This window comes from Halopseudomonas formosensis, assembly GCF_900115905.1.
Classification (GTDB): Bacteria; Pseudomonadota; Gammaproteobacteria; order Pseudomonadales; family Pseudomonadaceae; genus Halopseudomonas; species Halopseudomonas formosensis.
Genome location: NZ_FOYD01000002.1, coordinates 1 through 16,186 on the forward strand (window position 1 = coordinate 1; position 16,186 = coordinate 16,186).

The following is a 16,186-nucleotide window of genomic DNA, read 5'->3' on the forward strand; positions in this document are numbered from 1 at the left end:
TCCTGATCTGTCAAGCGTTTTTGTTTCGATTCTGTTGCCTCGAAACCGCCTGGCGATCGACCCGGAAGCTGTTCGCTTGCCGTGTCAGGGAGGCGTATGTTAGCGAATTCTGAAGGCTTGTCAACCCCCCCTTGCCACTCACTTTGTTCGATATGGCCGTCGCGGCGCGGGTGAAGAGGCTGCGCTTTCTATCCGATCTATCCGGTATACCGACATATGGGGAAGCATGTCCAGCATCACCCCACTCAACCTGACCGGCACACAGGGTCAACTACCCGGGGCCCAGCGCATTGGGGGAAGTCGACAGCGCCGTTTGCTCCAGCAATCTGCGAAGCTCAAAAACGCTGCCAAGCTAACTATAGTCAGGGGAAAAGCTCACCCGGGTTTGCGTAGTTCGTTCGGCGTGCTGCGCCACAACGTGCCGGGCCGGCACCTGGATATCGTCGCACGCATGTAACCCCGCAGCACCTTTCGACGGCCGGCTGACGCTCCATGCCCGGCACCTGCCAAGCAACTACAGGAACTCGGAAAACACCACTGGCTTGATCGGATAGGGAAAAACGCCCACCTTTATCGCGGCGATGGCTTGTTGAGATTTCTGTATCAGGTCGTCATGGTCTAGCCCCAACTCCAGAACCAGCTCGGCGCAGGAGCAGACTCCTCCTCGTGATGGCCTTCCACCCGTAGCACTTGTGGAAACGGGTATAGCGACGCGAAAGACGCTGACCCAATGGAGGCTGCCGCCTGGCGCGGTATGCGCAGCGAATTCCAGGCGCAAAAAAAACTTTCACATTTCAGTTAGTTAATGTATAGTTCGTCCCGCTTTGGCAGGAACCGCAAAGCATCGTCGGGGCGTAGCGCAGCCTGGTAGCGCACTTGCATGGGGTGCAAGGGGTCGAGTGTTCGAATCACTCCGTCCCGACCAAATACTGAAAACCCAATCATCGAAAGGTGATTGGGTTTTTTAATGCCTGCAGAACGGGTAGAAAACGGAAACAGCGGGGGGGGGGGGGGAATCGCGGCGGGGACCCGGGAGGGATTCACCGCGAATGCACACTCAGTGGGTCTTGAGCACCTGCAGCACTTCTTCCAGCTCGGCGATGGTCTGGCGGATCAGCTGCTTGTAGTGGCTGTTATCCTCCTTCGCCTCCTCACCTTCCAGACGCTGGCGGGCGCCGCCGATGGTAAATCCCTGATCGTACAGCAGCGAGCGGATCTGGCGGATCATCAGCACATCCTGACGCTGATAGTAGCGCCGATTGCCGCGCCGCTTGACCGGGGACAGCTGGGGAAACTCCTGCTCCCAGTAGCGCAGCACGTGGGGTTTGACCGCGCAGAGCTCGCTGACCTCACCAATGGTGAAGTAGCGCTTCCCGGGAATAGCCGGCAGTTCATTATTGTGGCTGGGTTCCAGCATAGGCTTCTACTCGGGCTTTGAGTTTCTGACCGGGGCGGAAGGTGACCACGCGCCGGGCGGTGATGGGTATTTCCTCGCCGGTCTTGGGATTGCGACCGGGCCGCTCGCGCTTGTCGCGCAGGTCGAAGTTGCCGAAACCCGACAACTTCACCTGCTCGTTGTTTTCCAGCGCGTTGCGGATCTCTTCAAAAAACAGTTCCACCAGTTCCTTGGCTTCACGCTTGTTGAAACCAAGCTCCTCGTAGAGATGTTCCGCCATTTCTGCTTTTGTCAGAGCCCCCATACGCACTTTCCTATTTTCTCAAGATGGCATTGAAGTCCTGCTCGAGTGAACCCAGTACCCTTTCCATGGTGGCGTTCACTTCGTCATCAGTAAGAGTGCGCGAGGAATGTTGCAAGGTCAAGCCGATCGCCAGACTTTTGCTTTCCGGATCAATGCCTTTGCCCTGATAAACGTCAAACAGTCTGAGGTTTTTCAGCACCGGCCCAGCCTCGTCGCGGATGCGCTGCAGCAGGTCGCCGGCGACAACGGACTGCTTCACCACCACGGCGATATCCCGTCGGACTTCTGGGAACTTCGAGAGTTCCGCGAAGGCCGGCAGACGTCCCTCGGTGATACCGGCAAGGCGCAGCTCGAAGAGGAAGACCGGGCCATTGAGGTCCAGCTTGTCCACCAGCTGCGGGTGCAGGGCACCGATCCAGCCAACCAGCTCGCCATCCCTGAGGATGCGGGCGCTCTGACCGGGATGCAGGGCGGGATGTTCAGCCGCCTCGAAGCGGAAGCTGTCCAGCGCACCGCCCTGCCCCAGCACCGCTTCCACATCGCCCTTGACGTCGTAGAAGTCCAGCTTGTCGGCACCATTGGCCCACCCCTCGGGCAGCCGGCTGCCAGTGGCGATGCCGGCCAGCATCGGCTCCTGCAGCAGCTCACCGCTGGGCTGGGGCACAAAGCGCAGCCCGCTTTCGAACAGCCGTACCCGTGCCTGCTGACGGTTCTGGTTGTGCTGTACCGCCTTGGCCAGACCCGGCCACAGGGAGGAGCGCATCACCGCCATGTCGCTGGAGATGGGGTTGGCCAATGCCAGGGGCTCGATCTGCGGATCGAACAGCCGGTTGAGGCCGGGCTCGACGAAACTGTAGGTAATCGCCTCCTGATAACCCCGGGCTACCAGCAGCCGGCGCAGTACCGGCAGCTCGTTCCGGGTTTCCGGGTTGGCGCTGAGGTTCAGCGATGCCCTGGGCGCGCTGACCGGCAGTCGGTTGTAACCGTACAGGCGGGCCAGCTCCTCGATCAGATCGATTTCCAGGGTAATGTCGAAGCGATGGCTGGGCACTTCCACCTGCCACTCCCCCGCCTCGGCACGAACCACCCCGAGCTCCAGGCCACGCAGGTAACCTTCGACTTCCTCTTCGCTGATCTGCAGCCCGAGCATCTGACTGACACGCTCGTTACGCAGGCGGATGCTGACCGGAGTCGGCAGCTGGGTCTCGGCCACGGCTTCGATAACCGGGCCCGGTTCACCACCCACGGTCTCCAGGACCAGGGCGGTCAGACGCTCCATGGCCTGACGCGGCAGTTGCCAGTCCACGCCGCGTTCGAAGCGGTGCGAAGCGTCGGTGTGCAGACCGTAGTTACGGGCCTTGCCGGCAATGGCGATCGGGTCGAAGAAGGCACTTTCCAGGAACAGGTCGGTGGTGTTCTCGTTGATGCCGCTGTGCTCGCCACCCATGATGCCGGCCATGCCCAGCGGACGCTCATGATCCGCGATAACCAGCGTATCGTTGCGCAGGGCGATTTCCTGGCCATCCAGCAGAGTCAGCTTCTCACCCTCCTCGGCCAGACGCACACGGATGCCACCGCGGATTTCCGCCAGATCGTAGGCGTGCAGCGGTTGACCGAGTTCGAGCATCACATAGTTGGTGATATCCACCACCGGGTCGATGCTGCGGATGTCACTGCGACGCAGGCGCTCGACCATCCACAGGGGCGTCGGGCGGCTCAGGTCGACATTGCGAATGACCCGACCGACAAAGCGGGAGCAGGCCTGGGGCGCCAGCAGCTCGACCGGGCGAACCTCATCATGCACAGGTGCCACGGCTTCGATGGCGGGACGGCTGACCGGCGCACCGTAGTTGGCCCCGACTTCCCGGGCCAGACCGGCGATCGACAGACAGTCACCCCGGTTGGGCGTCAGGTCGACCTCGATGATGGCGTCATCCAGACCCAGGTATTGGCGCAGGCACTGGCCGACCGGCGCATCCGCCGGCAGCTCGAACAGACCATCGTGGTCATCCGACAGCTGCAGTTCGGCAGCCGAGCACAGCATGCCGAAGGATTCCACGCCACGCAGCTTGGCCTTCTTGATCTTGAAGTCCTCGCCCAGCACGGCGCCAACCATGGCAAAGGGCACGCGAATCCCGGCGCGGGCGTTGGGTGCACCACAGACCACCTGGAACTCCTCGGAGCCATTGCTCACCCGGCAGACCCGCAGCTTGTCCGCATCGGGATGCTGCTCGGCGCTGAGGATCTCGCCAACCACCACGCCGCTGAACTCGCCGGCAACCGGGCTGACACTGTCGACCTCGAGGCCGGTCATGGACAGGCGCGCCACCAGCTCGTCCCGGGTTACTTCCGGATTCACCCAGCTGCGCAGCCACTGTTCACTGAATTTCATGTTTCATTCCTGCTTCAAAAGGGTTGCGGTTACGGCGTTCAGCGGAACTGCGCAAGAAAACGCAGATCGTTGTCGAAGAACAGGCGCAGATCATTGACGCCATAGCGCAGCATCGCCAGGCGCTCCACGCCCATGCCGAAGGCAAAGCCCTGATACTGCTCCGGGTCGATTCCCGAGGAGCGGAACACGTTGGGGTGCACCATGCCGCAGCCCATGACCTCGAGCCAGCCGGTCTGCTTGCACACCCGGCAACCGCAGCCGTTGCACATCACGCACTGGATATCCACCTCGGCGGACGGCTCGGTGAAGGGGAAGAACGAGGGGCGGAAGCGCACCTGCAGGTCCTTCTCGAAGAACACCTGCAGGAACTCGGCGATGGTGCCCTTGAGGTCGGCAAAGCTGACCTCCCGGTCGACCAGCAGCCCCTCTACCTGATGGAACATCGGCGAGTGGGTCAGGTCCGAGTCGCAGCGATAGACACGACCGGGGCAGACGATGCGGATCGGCGGCTTCTGGCTTTCCATGGTACGCACCTGCACCGGTGAGGTGTGGGTACGCAGCAGGGTGTTGGCATTGAAATAGAAGGTATCATGCATCGCCCGGGCCGGATGGTGGCCGGGGATGTTGAGTGCCTCGAAGTTGTGGTAGTCGTCCTCGACCTCGGGGCCTTCCGCCACGGCATAGCCGACGCGGGAAAAGAATTCTTCGATGCGCTCCATGGTACGGGTCACCGGGTGCAGACCACCGCTGGTCTGGCCACGGCCCGGCAGGGTCACGTCCACCCGCTCGGCCGCCAGCCTGGCGTTGAGTGCCGCCGCTTCCATGTCGCTCTTGCGAGCATTCAACTCGCCTTGCACGCGCTCCTTGGCCTCGTTGACCATGGCGCCGACTCTGGGCCGCTCTTCAGCGGGAATGTTGCCCAGGGTCTTCATTACCTGAGTAAGTTCGCCCTTCTTGCCAAGGTACTGGACGCGCAACTGCTCCAGTGCGTTGACATCTGCCGCCTGCTTTACGGCTTCCAGGGCCTGGGAAACTAGCGCGTCCAGGTTTTCCATTTAACACTCCAGAAACAAAAATAGGGGAAGAGCTGCAAGGCTCTTCCCCTATTAATGACGTTGCCAACCGGCGCAAGCGCCGGTGATTGTCGTAACGAGGGCTTAAGCCAGGCTAGCCTTTGCTTTTTCGACAATCGCAGTAAACGCCGCTTTTTCGTTCACGGCCAGATCGGCCAGAACCTTACGGTCGATTTCGATGGAAGCCTTTTTCAGGCCGGCAATCAGACGGCTGTAGGACAGACCATTCTGACGGGCACCAGCGTTGATACGGGCAATCCACAGAGCACGGAACTGACGCTTGCGCTGCTTGCGGTCACGGTAGGCATACTGACCAGCCTTGATGACCGCCTGCTTGGCAACCCGGAATACACGCGAACGTGCACCGTAGTAACCTTTGGCGAGTTTCAGAATCTTCTTGTGACGCTTGCGCGCCATTACACCACGCTTAACACGAGCCATTCTCTAGATCCTCAACCTTGATTAACGGAGACGCAGCATGCGTTCAACTTTCTGGACGTCTGCAGCATTGAGCTGAGAAGTGCCACGCAGTTGGCGCTTACGCTTGGTGGTCATCTTGGTCAGGATGTGGCTTTTGAAAGCGTGCTTGTGCTTGATGCCACTGCCAGTCACTTTGAAGCGCTTGGCGGCACCACTTTTGGTCTTCATCTTTGCCATGTTCATGTACTCCAAATAGAGTGGATAAGATAATCACAAGGCCTGGCGTTGCCCTGGAGATTACTTTTTCTTCTTGGGTGCAAGGACCATCATCAACTGACGACCTTCCATTTTCGGGTGCTGTTCAACGGTGCCGTATTCGGCGAGGTCGGCTTCGACCCGCTTCAACAGCTCCATGCCCAGCTCCTGATGGGCCATTTCCCGGCCGCGGAATCGCAGGGATACCTTGGCTTTGTCACCCTCGCTGAGGAACTTGATAAGGTTGCGAAGCTTGACCTTATAGTCCCCTTCTTCCGTCCCTGGACGAAACTTGATTTCCTTGATTTGAATCTGTTTCTGATTCTTCCGGGCGGCAGCCTGCTGCTTCTTCTTCTCGAAGATATGCTTGCCGTAGTCCATGACTCGGCATACAGGCGGCTCTGCATCGGGGGAGATTTCAACCAGGTCGAGCCTGGCCTCCTCGGCGGCGGCCAGCGCTTCCTGAATGGAGACGATACCGATCTGTTCACCTTCGGGGCCAATCAGGCGAACTTCACGCGCCGTGATGTTTTCGTTGATCGGCGGGCGTTGTGCGGCTCTTTTGTCTTGTCTCATCTCGCGTTTAATCTTTATTGCTCCGAATTCGGGCGGCCTCGTTGTGCGACGGCGCGGGCGAGGAACTCGGAGAACTCGGCAATGCTCATCGTACCCAGATCTTTACCCTCCCGCGTGCGCACGGCCACAGTGTGCGATTCGACTTCCCTATCCCCGATTACCAGCAAGTAGGGAGTCTTGTGCAAAGTATGCTCGCGGATTTTAAAGCCGATCTTCTCGTTTCTCAAGTCCGCGACGGCGCGATAGCCCATTTCATTGAGCGATTTCTCGACTTTCCGACAGAACTCGGCCTGGTTGTCGGTGATATTCAGCACCGCCACCTGGGTCGGCGCCAGCCAGGCCGGGAAGTCACCGGCGTAGTGCTCGATGAGAATGCCGATGAAGCGTTCGAAGGAGCCGAGGATCGCCCGGTGCAGCATCACCGGCGTCTTGCGGGTGCCGTCCTCGGCCACATACTGGGCATCCAGACGACCCGGCAGCATGAAGTCCAGCTGCAGGGTGCCGCACTGCCACACCCGGCCCAGACAGTCGCGCAGGGAGAACTCGATCTTGGGCCCGTAAAAGGCGCCCTCACCCGGCTGCAGCTCCCACTTCAGACCGGCCTCGTTCAGCGCCTCTTCCAGACCGCGCTCGGCCTGATCCCAGTCGGCATCATCACCCATGCGATCTTCAGGACGGGTCGAGAGCTTCAGCTCGACATCATCGAAGCCGAAATCGCGGTAGACCTGCAGAGTGAGGGCAATGAAGTTGGCCGCCTCGGTCTTGACCTGCTCATCGGTACAGAAGATGTGCGCATCGTCCTGGGTGAAGCCGCGAACCCGCATCAGACCGTGCAGCGAACCGGAGGGTTCGTTGCGATGGCAGGAACCGAATTCGGCCAGGCGCAGCGGCAGATCACGGTAGCTCTTGAGCCCCTGGTTGAAGACCTGGATGTGGCACGGACAGTTCATCGGCTTGACCGCGTAGTCGCGGCTCTCCGACTCGGTAGTGAACATGTTCGCCGAGTAATGCTCCCAGTGACCGGAACGCTCCCACAGCACACGGTCAACGACCTGCGGCGTACGGATTTCCTTGTAGCCGCTGTCCTTCTGCACCTTGCGCATGTACTGCTCGAGCACCTGGTAGACAGTCCAGCCGTTGGGGTGCCAGAACACCATGCCCGGCGCCTCTTCCTGTGTGTGGAACAGGTTCAGACGCTTGCCGAGCTTGCGGTGGTCGCGCTTTTCGGCCTCTTCGATCCGCTTGATGTAGGCTGCCAGCTGCTTCTTGTCAGCCCAGGCGGTGCCATAGATGCGCTGCAGCTGTTCGTTCTTTGCGTCGCCGCGCCAGTAGGCGCCGGAGATGCGAGTCAGCTGGAATGCCTTGAGGAAGCGGGTGTTGGGCACGTGCGGACCGCGGCACATGTCCACGTATTCCTCGTGGTAGTAGAGCCCCATGGCCTTCTCGTCGGGCATGTCCTCGATCAGACGCAGCTTGTATTCCTCGCCACGCTCGGTGAACACGCGGATCACCTCGTCGCGGGGCGTCATCTTCTTGATGACGTCATATTCGGTATCGATCAGCTCGCGCATGCGCTTCTCGATGGCGGCCATGTCCTCGGGGGTGAAGGGACGTTCGAAGGCGATATCGTAATAGAAGCCTTCTTCGATCACCGGACCGATGACCATCTTGGCAGTCGGGTACAGCTGCTTGACAGCATGACCCACCAGGTGAGCACAGGAGTGACGGATGATCTCCAGACCTTCCTCGTCCCGCGGCGTGATGATCTGCAGGCTGGCGTCCTGCTCGATCAGATCGCAGGCATCAACCAGGCGACCGTCGATCTTGCCGGCGACTGTTGCCTTGGCCAGACCGGCACCAATGGATTGCGCCACCTGATACACGGTGACCGGGGTATCAAATGTGCGCTGACTGCCGTCGGGGAGAGTGATTACAGGCATGGTGTCGCTCCTTTCTCAGTGGTGACCGCTACGCAAGGCCACGTGATGGAATACAGAAATGATAGAAACAAAAAAGCCCAACCACAGGTGGTCGGGCTTTGTATCTGGTAGGCACGATTGGATTCGAACCAACGACCCCCACCATGTCAAGGTGGTGCTCTAACCAACTGAGCTACGTGCCTGCGATGGAGGCGAACTATACGCACCCACCCGGAGGGCGTCAACCCCTAAGTCACTGAATATCTGCAAAAAGATCGGTACTGCAGAGAGCCGTCCCAGAGCCTCTTCCCGAGCTGTTCACAGATTGACCAGTCGCTCGCGCAACTGCTGTATCTCGTCGCGCATCTGGGCCGCCGCCTCGAACTCCAGATCCCGGGCATGCTGGTACATCTTCTCCTCCAGCTGGCGTATGCGCTTGGTGATCTCGGCAGGTGAACGCAGCTTGTCGGCCTGGTAACCCGCGCCCTCCTCGGCCACCTTGGCAGCGCGCCGCTTGTTGTTCCGGCTGCCGGGAACCACCGCACCCTCAAGGATGTCCTGCACGCTCTTGACCACACCCTTGGGCGTAATGCCATGCTCCTCGTTGAAAGCGATCTGCCTGGCCCGCCGGCGCTCGGTCTCGCCGATGGCCCGCTCCATGGAACCGGTGATCCGATCCGCATAGAGGATGGCCTTGCCGTTCAGGTTTCGCGCCGCGCGGCCGATGGTCTGGATCAGCGAGCGCTCTGATCGGAGGAAGCCTTCCTTGTCCGCATCGAGAATCGCGACGAGGGAAACTTCAGGCATATCAAGACCTTCGCGCAACAAGTTAATGCCGACCAGCACGTCGAACACCCCCATGCGCAGATCGCGGATGATCTCCACCCGCTCGACGGTATCGATATCGGAATGCAGATAGCGCACCTTGACCCCGTGGTCGGCAAGGTAGTCGGTCAGATCCTCGGCCATGCGCTTGGTCAGGGTCGTCACCAGTACGCGCTCGTTACGCGCGGTGCGCAGCCCCACCTCGGACAGCAGATCATCCACCTGGGTAGTGGCCGGGCGCACTTCGATTTCCGGATCCACCAACCCGGTGGGCCTGACCACCTGCTCAACCACGCGGCCCGCATGCGCCTCCTCATAGGGTCCCGGGGTGGCGGAGACGAAGATGGTCTGCGGAGAAATCGCCTCCCACTCATCGAAACGCATCGGGCGGTTATCCAGCGCAGAGGGCAGACGGAAGCCATACTCGACCAGGGTCTCCTTGCGCGATCGGTCGCCCTTGTACATGGCACCCACCTGGGGCACGGAGACGTGGGATTCGTCTATCACCAGCAGCGCGTTGGCCGGCAGGTAATCGAACAGGGTCGGCGGCGGCTCGCCCTCCGGGCGCCCGGACAGGTAACGGGAGTAGTTTTCGATGCCATTGCAGTAACCCAGCTCCATGATCATCTCCATATCGAAGCGGGTACGCTGCTCAAGCCGCTGCGCCTCGACCAGCTTGTTCTGGCTGTGAAGCACCTCAAGCCGCTCCCTGAGCTCGACCTTGATCTCCTCAACCGCCTCCAGCAGCTTCTCCCTGGGAGTCACATAATGTGATTTGGGATAGATAGTTACGCGAGGAACCTTGCGTAAAACCTCACCTGTGAGCGGATCAAAGAAGCTGATGGTTTCCACCGTGTCGTCAAACAGCTCGATACGGATTGCCTCCAGATCGGATTCCGCAGGGAACACATCGATCACATCCCCCCGCACCCGGTAGGTGGCCCGCGCCAGCTCCATGTCGTTGCGGGTGTACTGCAGCTCGGCCAGACGACGCAACAGCGCGCGCTGATCCAGCTGATCACCCCGGTCCACGTGGAGCACCATGCGCAGGTAGGACTCGGGGTCACCCAGGCCGTAGATGGCCGACACCGTGGCCACTATGATGGCGTCCGGCCGCTCCATGAGGGCCTTGGTCGCCGACAGGCGCATCTGCTCGATGTGATCGTTGATCGAGGCATCCTTCTCGATGAAGGTATCCGATGCCGGCACATAGGCTTCAGGCTGGTAGTAGTCGTAATAGGAAACGAAGTACTCCACGGCATTGTTCGGGAAGAATTCGCGGAACTCGCCATACAGCTGCGCCGCCAGGGTCTTGTTGGGCGCCATCACTATGGTCGGACGCTGGACCTGCTGGATGACGTTGGCAATGGTGAAGGTCTTCCCTGACCCCGTCACCCCGAGCAGCGTCTGGTGAGACAGGCCGGCCTCCAGGCCCTCCACCAGTTGCGCAATGGCCACCGGCTGATCGCCGGCCGGCTTGAAACGGGTTTGCAGCTTGAAATGTGTCATGACAGGGAAAGTACCACGGGTCAGAAGAACAGCCTCCATCATAGCACCGCAATCCCGCCCAAATGCAGGACCACCGGACTCGCACCCGCCCCCTCTCTCTGTTTATAATGTCCGGCCGCCTGCGGCACAGCCCGACAACTTCATTCACCTGTTTCGAGTCTGCCCATATCATGAGTCTGTTTTCCCCCGTTGAAATGGCGCCCCGCGATCCCATTCTTGGCCTCAACGAGGCGTTCAATGCCGATCCGCGCGCAGAAAAAGTCAATCTGGGTGTTGGCGTCTATTACGACGAGAATGGCAAGGTCCCCCTGCTGCGCGCTGTTCAGGCAGCAGAAGCGGCCCGGGTGGCCGAGGGCGCACCGCGCACCTACCTGCCGATGGAGGGTCTGGCGCCCTACGATCAGGCTGTGCAGAAACTGCTGCTCGGCGCAGACTCGCCGCTGCTGAGTTCCGGCCGTCTGGTCACGGCCCAGTCGCTGGGTGGTACCGGCGCACTCAAGCTCGGTGCAGACTTTCTCTACCGCCTGGCCGGCAAGCGGCTGGTAGCCATCAGCGACCCCAGCTGGGAAAACCATCGGGCGCTGTTCGAAACCGCCGGCTACGAAGTGGTGACCTACCCCTATTACGATCCGGCGACTCATGGCCTGAACCTGCAGGGCATGCTCGACGGCATCAAGGCCCTTCCCGAAGGCAGCGTGGTGCTGCTGCATGCCTGCTGCCACAACCCCACCGGGGTCGATCTGAACGTCGAGCAGTGGAAGCAGGTCATCGAGGTCATCCGCGAGCGCGGCCATGTGCCCTTCCTGGATATCGCCTATCAGGGCTTCGGTGACAACCTGGAAGACGATGCCGTGGCGGTACGCCTGTTCGCCGAGTCCGGCCTGCCCTGCGTCATCTCCAGCTCCTTCTCCAAGTCCTTCTCCCTGTATGGGGAGCGGGTCGGCGCGCTGACCTTCATCACGGGTACCGCCGAGGAAGGTGAGCGGGTACTGTCCCAGCTCAAGCGGGTGATCCGCACCAACTATTCCAACCCGCCGACCCACGGCGCCAAGGTTGTCGCAGCCGTGCTGAACAACCCCGAGCTGTATGCCATGTGGGTGGAAGAGCTGGCTGAAATGCGCATCCGCATCAAGCAGATGCGCAGCGCCCTGGCGGAGAAACTGCGCGCCGCCGGCGTGCAGCAGGATGTCAGCTTCATCGAGCAGCAGCGCGGCATGTTCTCCTACTCCGGTCTGAGCCGCGAGCAGGTCAGCCGCCTTGCCGAAGAATTTGCCATCTACGCCGTGGGCAGCGGTCGCATCTGCGTCGCCGCGCTCAATAACAGCAATATCGACACTGTGGCCAATGCCATGGCCAAAGTCATGCTGGAGGCCTGAAAGCGAGGCTGCGCATTTTCACTAAAATGCCTCTCAAGGTGTTGACTTGAAAAGTTTTTTTGGTAAAGTGCGCACATCGATTCCGCGATAGCTCAGTCGGTAGAGCAAATGACTGTTAATCATTGGGTCCCTGGTTCGAGTCCAGGTCGCGGAGCCAAACACGAAGCCCGACATCCTCACGGATGCCGGGCTTTTTCGTATGCGCCGATCATTCGCAGTCGATGGTGATCCGCACCCGGTTGATGGCCCGGCGGAAGAACTGACTGACCACCTCCTGCTTGCCCGGGTGCAGGGTAATGTGCCGCGGCACCGGGCGCTCCGGCCCGTTGACGAAGGCGACCCGACAGTCCAGAACAGCGGACTCCCGGCTGGTCATCAGCACCGCCGCCATATTGGCCTGATCCACAGTCCCGACAGCAATATCGAACTCCGCAGGTTGAATCTGCACATCGACCGGGAAGGCCCAGGCGGGCAGTGCCAGGGCCAGGGCCATGCCGAAAGCCAGAAAAACTTGATACATTGAGTCTCACCTTCATCAGGAAACTGAAACATCAACATAGACCGAAGGTCATTCGGATGAAAGCACCCCGGGTCACACTGGATCAATGGCGAACCCTGCAGGCGGTAGTCGACCATGGCGGCTTTGCCCAGGCGGCAGCGGCACTGCATCGTTCCCAGTCCTCCGTCAGCTATACCGTGGCCCGCATGCAGGAGCAGCTGGGCGTTCCCCTGCTGGAAATCGTCGGGCGTCGCGCGGTGCTGACAGACGCCGGCGCTGCCCTGCTGCGCCGCTCCCGGCACCTTGTGCAGCAGGCTCAGCAACTGGAAGAGCTGGCAAGAAATATGGACCAGGGCTGGGAGGCCGAGGTTCAGCTGGTGGTCGATGCCGCCTACCCCACCGAGCATCTGTCCTGCGCCCTGGAAGCTTTCATTCCCCAGAGCAAGGGCTGCCGGGTGCAGTTGCGTGAGGAGGTACTGTCCGGTGTCGAGGAACAGCTGCACAGCGGCAGCGCCGATCTGGCCATTTCCAGCATCGGCATCGCCGGGTACCTGCCGCAGCAACTGGGTACGCTGCAGTTCCTGGCCGTGGCCCATCCCCAGCACCCCCTGCACCAGCTCAGGCGAACTCTCAGCCATCAGGATCTGGAAGGCCATCTGCAGGTGGTCATTCGCGATTCGGGCCGGCGCCAGCCCCGGGACGAAGGCTGGCTGGGCGCAGAGCAACGCTGGACGGTTACCAGCCTCTCTACCGCTGCCAAGCTGGTATCACGCGGCCTCGGCTTCGCCTGGCTGCCCCGTCACGACATTGCCGCCCAGCTGGAACAGGGCACTCTGGCCGTACTGCCACTGGCCCAGGGCAGTGAGCGTGCCGCGCCCATCTACCTGTACGCCCGCAAGGACAGGCCCCTGGGCCCGGCCGCGCGCATTCTCGCCGATCTGATCATCAGCCATTCGCAATCAGACTGACATTGCCTGCGCAGGGCGTTGAGCCCCGCCGCGCTTGTGCTTACACTCGCCGAACAACACCAACGTACACCCATCTGTCCGGAGTCCTGAATGCTGAAAAGAATCATCGGAACCTGCGTCCTCGCCCTGCTCGCCAGCGCTGCCCTGGCCGACAACCCCCGCGTCCTGCTGAGCACCAGCCATGGTGATATCGAAATCGAGCTGGATGCCGAGGCGGCGCCCATCACCGTGGAGAACTTCCTGCGCTACACCGATGCCGGGCACTATGATGGCCTGATCTTCCACCGGGTGATTCCCGGCTTCATGATCCAGGGCGGCGGCTTTGACAGCAACATGCGCCAGCGCCCCGTCGGCCAGCCGATCAGGAACGAAGCCGATAACGGCCTGAAGAATGATCGCTACACCATTGCCATGGCCCGCACCCAGGTGCGCGACAGCGCCACCAGTCAGTTCTTCATCAACCTGGCCAACAACGACTTCCTCAACCACGGCGCCCGTGACTTCGGCTACGCCGTGTTCGGCAAGGTGGTCAGCGGCGAGCACGTGGTCGAGACCATCGGCAAGGTACCCACCGGCCGGCAGGCAGGGCACAGCGACGTGCCGGTCAACCCGGTCACCATCAACAGTGTCAAGCGGGTTACAAGCGACGACTGATCAGCTGATGCCTGCCGCAGGGCCCTGCTCGGCCCTGCGGTACGGCAGATAGGCCATGGCATCCTGCTGATATTCCCGTACCCCTTCCCTTTCCTGCTGCAGATAATCCGCTACCGCCTCATGCAAGCCCGGCTGCAGTCTGTGCCATGACCGGGTCAGCACGGGCTCGAATCCCCGCAGCAGCTTGTGCTCTCCCTGGGCGCCAGCATCGAAGCGCTGCAGCCCTTCGGCAATGCAGCGCTCCATTCCCTGATAGAAACAGGTCTCGAAATGCAGACTGTCATACTCCTCCAGACAGCCCCAGTAGCGCCCGTAAAGACAGTCATCCCCCACCAGAAACAAGGCACCGGCCACATCCCGCCCCCAGTGACGGGCAAATACCAGACGCACTGATTCAGCCACACCCGCGCCCAGCAACGGAAAGAATTCCGGTGTCAGATAGGGACGCCGGCCGCGCTTGAGATAGGTGGCAGCGTAGAAGGGATAGAAGCGCTCCCAGTCCGCCGGTGTTATCTCTTGCCCGGCCAGCCACTGGAACTCGATGCCCGCCCCAAGAATGCGTTCGCGCTCCCGGCGGAAGTTCTTGCGTTTGCGCGAGTTGCACGCCGCGAGAAAATCATCGAAACACCGGTAACCCCGATTGAGCCAGTGGAACTGGCAGCCCAGGCGCAGCAGCCAGCCCCGCTCCGCCAGCCAGGCATCCTCGCGCCCATCGTTGAACAGCAGATGCAGGCCGGACACCTGCCCCTCGTGCAGTTCCAGGTCCAGGTCATCGAGCAGACATCCGGCCACCTGTGCATCTTGCGCCAGCAAACGCGGGCCCTGCACCGGCGAAAAGGGAACCGCCGACAGCGCCTTGGGATAGTAGCGCCGCCCTGCCCGCTCCCAGGCGTCGGCCCACTGGAAGTCGAACACATACTCGCCGTAGGAATGGCTCTTCAGATACAGCGGCATCAGGCCCGCCAGCCTGCCATCAGCGCGCACCACCCTGTGCGCAGGCTGCCACCCGGTGGCAGCGCAGACAGACCCGCTTGCCTCCAGCGCCTGAAGAAAGCCGTGACGCAGAAAGGGGTAGCCAGAGGGGATCAGGCTGTCCCACTGCTCGGCAGCTATCTGCGAAATACTGTCCAGGCGTTCCAGACTCAGTGTGCTCATCCGCCCCTCCCCCTTGGCATGCAGCCGAGAGTATCGCACCACAGACATGAAAAAGCCCCCGCAAGCGGGGGCTGAAGGAGCAACAGACAGATACCGACCGGCTTATCTGGCCCAGTCGAGGAAGGCTTCCCGGCTCGCGGGGCTCATCAGGCGCCACAGCTGCTTGAGGGTGGTCAGGGTCGCATCGTTATGCGGCAGGGTTTCCTCGGCCTGATCGCTGGCGTCGAGGCTGGCCTGCGGACTGGGGTGCGCAGCGGCATTCAGCGGGGCGACCGTGCTCGCGGCGTCTGCCGCACCTGCCCCCATCAGCGAACTGAGCAGCGAGCTGTTGCGCTGACCGCGCTCGGCTTCCACTCGTTCACCGGTACGGGTATTGACCGCCCAGCTGATGAACTCGTCCTGCAGCAGGCGGGCCTCGGCCAGGTTGGCCGGACGCTCGAACTCCAGCTTCCAGGTCTCACCCGACTTGCCATCAATGCTGTATACCGCAGAGCGCCCCCGCACCACCTCATGACTCAGACCGCCATCCACATCAAATACGTTCTTGTAGAAGGCATTGATGCGGTACTGGCCGGGCTGCAGATGCAGGGTCTTGTCCTGGGTGCCGAACAGGGCGTTGGCTGCCGGTACCTGCTCACCGTTGATGCTCTGCACTTCCAGCTCGTAGGGCACCACCACCGTCAGCACCTGACTCTGCTGTTTGGCTGAGCCGGGGTACAGCTGCACATGGGATTGCTGCGCACAGGCAACCAGCAGACAGGACAGTGCAAGAACAAACAGGCTACGCATGAAAACTCCTTGGCATGAATGGGCGGGATATGAACCGGATCGGTTACAACCTGGAAACAAGGATAAGAAGGATTCA

At 61.1% G+C, this 16,186-nt stretch carries 15 protein-coding genes and 3 tRNA genes; 5 read left to right on the forward strand and 13 right to left on the reverse strand.

The annotated features are described in order from the left end of the window. Positions 1-848 precede the first annotated feature (848 nt). Positions 849-925: transfer RNA gene (locus BM046_RS03105), tRNA-Pro, on the forward strand. A 132-nt stretch (positions 926-1,057) separates the two neighbouring features. Here BM046_RS03105 and BM046_RS03110 read toward each other — a convergent pair. The 10 genes from BM046_RS03110 to uvrB form a co-directional block, all read right to left on the reverse strand. Beyond that, a complete protein-coding gene (locus BM046_RS03110; RefSeq protein ID WP_090536914.1) occupies positions 1,058-1,417 on the reverse strand; it encodes a MerR family transcriptional regulator in 360 nt (119 codons plus the stop codon). Beyond that, a complete protein-coding gene (gene ihfA, locus BM046_RS03115; RefSeq protein WP_090536916.1) occupies positions 1,395-1,700 on the reverse strand; it encodes an integration host factor subunit alpha in 306 nt (101 codons plus the stop codon). Before ihfA ends, BM046_RS03110 begins: the two co-directional genes overlap by 23 nt. 10 nt (positions 1,701-1,710) lie before the next feature. After that, the gene (pheT, locus tag BM046_RS03120) at positions 1,711-4,092 is read right to left on the reverse strand and encodes a phenylalanine--tRNA ligase subunit beta (protein WP_090536918.1); all 2,382 of its coding nucleotides are present in this window, start codon (positions 4,090-4,092) and stop codon (positions 1,711-1,713) included. A gap of 38 nt (positions 4,093-4,130) precedes the next feature. Next, positions 4,131-5,147, reverse strand: a complete 1,017-nt coding sequence (gene pheS, locus BM046_RS03125; RefSeq protein ID WP_090536920.1) for a phenylalanine--tRNA ligase subunit alpha — start codon at positions 5,145-5,147, stop codon at positions 4,131-4,133. Between the two features lie 102 nt (positions 5,148-5,249). After that, complete coding sequence (gene rplT / locus BM046_RS03130) at positions 5,250-5,606, reverse strand: 50S ribosomal protein L20 (RefSeq protein WP_080050768.1); 357 nt, start codon at positions 5,604-5,606, stop codon at positions 5,250-5,252. A 21-nt stretch (positions 5,607-5,627) separates the two neighbouring features. Beyond that, complete coding sequence (gene rpmI, locus BM046_RS03135) at positions 5,628-5,822, reverse strand: 50S ribosomal protein L35 (protein WP_090536921.1); 195 nt, start codon at positions 5,820-5,822, stop codon at positions 5,628-5,630. 60 nt (positions 5,823-5,882) lie between these two features. After that, positions 5,883-6,434, reverse strand: coding sequence for a translation initiation factor IF-3 (gene infC / locus BM046_RS03140; RefSeq protein WP_177197793.1), 552 nt, complete (start codon positions 6,432-6,434; stop codon positions 5,883-5,885). Then, on the reverse strand, positions 6,431-8,356 hold the full coding sequence (gene thrS, locus BM046_RS03145) for a threonine--tRNA ligase (protein ID WP_090536924.1): 1,926 nt from the start codon (positions 8,354-8,356) through the stop codon (positions 6,431-6,433). The genes infC and thrS overlap by 4 nt, the downstream gene beginning before the upstream one ends. Positions 8,357-8,461: 105 nt before the next feature. Beyond that, positions 8,462-8,538 (reverse strand) — tRNA-Val (locus tag BM046_RS03150). Between the two features lie 115 nt (positions 8,539-8,653). Next, the gene (gene uvrB, locus BM046_RS03155; protein ID WP_090536926.1) at positions 8,654-10,669 is read right to left on the reverse strand and encodes an excinuclease ABC subunit UvrB; all 2,016 of its coding nucleotides are present in this window, start codon (positions 10,667-10,669) and stop codon (positions 8,654-8,656) included. Between the two features lie 170 nt (positions 10,670-10,839). Between uvrB and BM046_RS03160 the strand changes: the two genes are divergently transcribed. Beyond that, the gene (locus BM046_RS03160; RefSeq protein WP_090537711.1) at positions 10,840-12,045 is read left to right on the forward strand and encodes an amino acid aminotransferase; all 1,206 of its coding nucleotides are present in this window, start codon (positions 10,840-10,842) and stop codon (positions 12,043-12,045) included. 81 nt (positions 12,046-12,126) lie between these two features. Continuing rightward, positions 12,127-12,202, forward strand: a tRNA-Asn gene (locus tag BM046_RS03165). 51 nt (positions 12,203-12,253) lie between these two features. Here BM046_RS03165 and BM046_RS03170 read toward each other — a convergent pair. Beyond that, the gene (locus BM046_RS03170) at positions 12,254-12,565 is read right to left on the reverse strand and encodes a hypothetical protein (RefSeq protein WP_090536928.1); all 312 of its coding nucleotides are present in this window, start codon (positions 12,563-12,565) and stop codon (positions 12,254-12,256) included. A 56-nt stretch (positions 12,566-12,621) separates the two neighbouring features. On the opposite strand from BM046_RS03170, the gene BM046_RS03175 reads away from it, so the two are divergent. Both BM046_RS03175 and BM046_RS03180 read left to right on the forward strand, forming a co-directional pair. Then, positions 12,622-13,512: a LysR family transcriptional regulator gene (locus BM046_RS03175; RefSeq protein ID WP_090536930.1), complete on the forward strand. Its 891-nt coding sequence runs from the start codon at positions 12,622-12,624 to the stop codon at positions 13,510-13,512. A gap of 90 nt (positions 13,513-13,602) precedes the next feature. Then, positions 13,603-14,166, forward strand: coding sequence for a peptidylprolyl isomerase (locus BM046_RS03180; protein ID WP_090536932.1), 564 nt, complete (start codon positions 13,603-13,605; stop codon positions 14,164-14,166). Here BM046_RS03180 and BM046_RS03185 read toward each other — a convergent pair whose 3' ends face one another. After that, positions 14,167-15,321: a GNAT family N-acetyltransferase gene (locus tag BM046_RS03185; protein ID WP_090536934.1), complete on the reverse strand. Its 1,155-nt coding sequence runs from the start codon at positions 15,319-15,321 to the stop codon at positions 14,167-14,169. 102 nt (positions 15,322-15,423) lie between these two features. Next, positions 15,424-16,110: a DUF2057 family protein gene (locus BM046_RS03190; RefSeq protein WP_090536937.1), complete on the reverse strand. Its 687-nt coding sequence runs from the start codon at positions 16,108-16,110 to the stop codon at positions 15,424-15,426. Positions 16,111-16,186 lie beyond the last annotated feature (76 nt).